Consider the following 3,403-nt stretch of genomic DNA (forward strand, 5'->3'; position numbering starts at 1 on the left):
GATCCAGCAGCTAGAAGCTTTATATTAGACACTATACTTAAAAACTTCAACGAGAATTCTACTTTATTGATTGCAACTCATTTAATAAGTGAGATAGAAAATATATGTGATGAGGTCATATTTTTAGCTTATGGGGAAGTCGTTTTACAAGGAAATGTAGACGAAATAAAAGCTGAAAAACAAAAATCAATAGATGCTATTTTTAGGGAGGAATTTAGATGCTAGGAAAATTAATGAAATACGAAATTAGATCTTGTGGAAGAATATTTTTTCCATTTTATATAATTGTATTGGTATTTTCTATATTAGGTGGATTATTTATAAATTTTGATAATGGAGTACATGATTTCACATTTGTATATTTGATAGGTATGATAGCGGCATTTGCTTTATTTGTAGCTGCGATTGTATTGACTATAGTTCTTATAGTTCAAAGATTCAATAAGAGTCTTTTAGGCGATGAAGGGTATTTGATGTTTACGCTACCAGTTAGCAAGGAATCTTTAGTATTATCTAAGTTTTTAACTTCATTGATATTTATAATATTAACTGTCATAGTTTCTTTTGTTTCTATCGCTTTAGTTTCTGTTATGGTTAGCTATAAAGTAGATGAAATTCTAGATATGGGTTATTTCTTTAGAAGTGTTAAAGAAGTCTTTTCGCAAAATATAGGAGGTATGGCTTTTTATAGCTTGAATTATATAGCTGATTATTCAACATTTATATTGACAATATATCTAGTAAGTGCAATATGTCATTTAAATGTATTTTCTAAGCATAAAGTATTATCAGCTTTGGGATCATTTATAGTTTTATCTTTGATTCAATCAGGTATCGGAGGAGCAATTGCTTTGCTTGTTACTGATGATAAAGCTCTAGCTATAAGTGAGAATATATCAAGCTTTGATATAAATGGATTTTTTAATGCAGCTTTTTCAGTTGGAACTTATGATATTGTAATATTTGTAGCAAATATAATAATTGCATTAGCTTTGTTCTTTGGAACAACTACATTATTAAACAAGAAACTTAATTTAGAATAAAAAAGTAAATATTGTATTAAAATAATATGCCTTTTGATAATGGATATAAATTATTATTGAAAGGTATATTTTTTTTGTAAATCTATTTCAATTATTTATTAGATAGTCTAAAATATGTCTATACTCTAAATAATATATTTATTAGAAACGGAGGAAAATGATGATTTTAGATACAATTGAGATGCTGAATCCTGCTCAAAGAGAAGCTGTTGAACAGACAGAAGGACCGATATTAATTCTCGCTGGTGCAGGTTCAGGAAAAACTAGAGTTTTAACTACTAGAATAGGATACCTTATGGAAGTAAAAAAGGTCAAGGCTGAAAATATTTTAGCGATAACCTTTACTAATAAAGCGGCAAATGAGATGAGAGAAAGAGTAGATGAAACTCTAAAGGACGAAGATACTAGTGCAATGTGGATAACTACATTCCACTCTTGCTGTGTAAGAATACTTAGAAAAGCAATAAACAAAATCGGATACAATAGAAGCTTTGTTATATATGACAGCGCAGACCAAATTACTCTTATCAAGGACTGTATGAGAGAGCTAAATTATAGTGAAAAGGCTATAGAACCTAAATATGTGATTAGCGTAATATCAAATGCGAAGGATAAGCTTATAAGTCCTAAGCAATTTAGAGAAATACATAAGGGTGATTTTTCAAAAATGAAAATTGCCGATATCTATGCACTTTATCAGGATCGTCTAAAGAGAAATAGTGCACTTGATTTCGATGATTTAATATCAAAGACTGTAGAGCTATTTAGAGAGCATGAAGATGTTTTAGAATTTTACAGAAACAGATTTAGATATATAATGGTGGACGAGTATCAAGACACGAGTAGAGCTCAATATGAGCTTATTAAAATGCTTGCTAAGGGACATCAGAATATTTGCGTAGTTGGTGACGACGACCAAAGTATATACGGTTGGAGAGGCGCAGATATTAGAAATATACTTGAATTTGAGAAGGACTATGACAACGTACATGTAATAAAATTAGAGCAAAATTACAGATCTACTCAAATCATACTAGATGCGGCAAATTTATTGATTCAAAACAATATAGAAAGAAAGAGAAAGAAGCTTTGGAGTGAAAAGAAGGAAGGAGAATTGATAAAAATTCAACTTGCCGAGGATGAAGTAAGTGAAGCCGAATTTATAGCCAATACTATTGCTACTATGGTTAGGGCAGAAGGCAGAGAGTACAGAGATTTTGCTGTTTTATATAGAGCAAATGCACAAGCAAGACCAGTCGAGGATGCTTTAAATCGAAGTCAAATTCCATATAACATCTACGGTGGTACTAAGTTCTATGAAAGAAAAGAAATAAAGGACATGGTGGCGTATTTAAGGGTAATACAAAACCCACAGGATGATATATCCCTAAAGAGAATTATAAACGTTCCTAGAAGAGGTATAGGCCTTAGAACTATAGAAAAAATAGAAGATAGAGCAAGCTTAAAGGAAGAAAGTCTATACTCAGTACTAATAGATATAGATGGAAATTCAGATATATCTAGAAAGGCAAAAGCGAGTATAAACGGCTTTGTAGATATGATGTCTACATTTAGAAGCTTAAAGGAAATATATCCTGCAAGTAAGATGATTGAAAAGGTCATGGACATTACAGGATACTTAGATGAATTAGAAAAGGATAAAAGCGAAGAATCACAGGATAGAATAGAAAATTTAAAGGAATTTATATCTGTTGCTATGGAGTTCGAAAGCAAAAATGAAGATACTAGTTTAGAATCATTTTTAACTAATGTAGCGTTGACATCAGAGCCTAGCGATGAGGAGGAGCATGCAGATAGAGTTTCCTTAATGACTATACATTCAGCGAAGGGGCTAGAGTTTCCAGTAGTATTTTTAAGTGGTATGGAGGAAAAATTATTCCCTATAGCAAGAGCTATAGCATCTATGCAGGATACTCAAATAGAAGAGGAAAGAAGACTTTGCTACGTTGGAATAACTAGAGCTAAGGAAGAGCTGTTTATGACTATGACAAACAAGAGAACTTTGTATGGTAGAACTAATCATTCTGTTGCATCTAGATTTATAGAAGAGCTTCCAGAAGATCGTGTGGAAAGACTTAATAAGGTTCAAAAAGAAGTTTCATATTCAAAGGCTAGCTATAACATGTTAGATAAATACACTAAAAAATACATGAATAGTGTGAATAAAGCACAGATGGCTAAAAAAGCAAATGCCACTATAAAGGAAAAGACAGATGTAGCAGATGTGGATAACATCAAATTAGGAAGCAAGGTTCATCATCCAAAATTTGGAACGGGCACAGTGGTTGCTCTAAAGGGATCAGATGTGACTATAGCTTTTGACAATCAAGGAATCAAGA

Annotated in this window: 2 protein-coding genes and 1 pseudogene; all 3 read left to right on the forward strand. The window is 31.7% G+C overall.

Annotated elements, in window-relative coordinates:
• A pseudogene (locus ACI3VO_RS10230) lies at positions 1-225 on the forward strand (ABC transporter ATP-binding protein); the annotation flags it as partial.
• Positions 219-1,043 (forward strand): hypothetical protein, encoded by an 825-nt coding sequence (locus tag ACI3VO_RS10235; protein WP_439757824.1) that lies wholly within the window; start codon positions 219-221, stop codon positions 1,041-1,043. The pseudogene ACI3VO_RS10230 and the gene ACI3VO_RS10235, both read left to right, overlap by 7 nt.
• A 160-nt stretch (positions 1,044-1,203) precedes the next feature.
• The coding region (locus ACI3VO_RS10240; RefSeq protein WP_439757825.1) for an ATP-dependent helicase at positions 1,204-3,403 on the forward strand (2,200 nt) is incomplete at its 3' end.

The sequence above is a fragment of the Intestinibacter sp. genome (assembly GCF_051866655.1).
GTDB lineage: Bacteria > Bacillota > Clostridia > Peptostreptococcales > Peptostreptococcaceae > Intestinibacter.

What these genes read in the sequence shown, in the direction of transcription:
- ACI3VO_RS10235 (WP_439757824.1), top strand. Translation starts at nt 219, where the DNA reads ATGCTAGGAAAATTAATGAAATACGAAATTAGATCTTGTGGAAGAATA.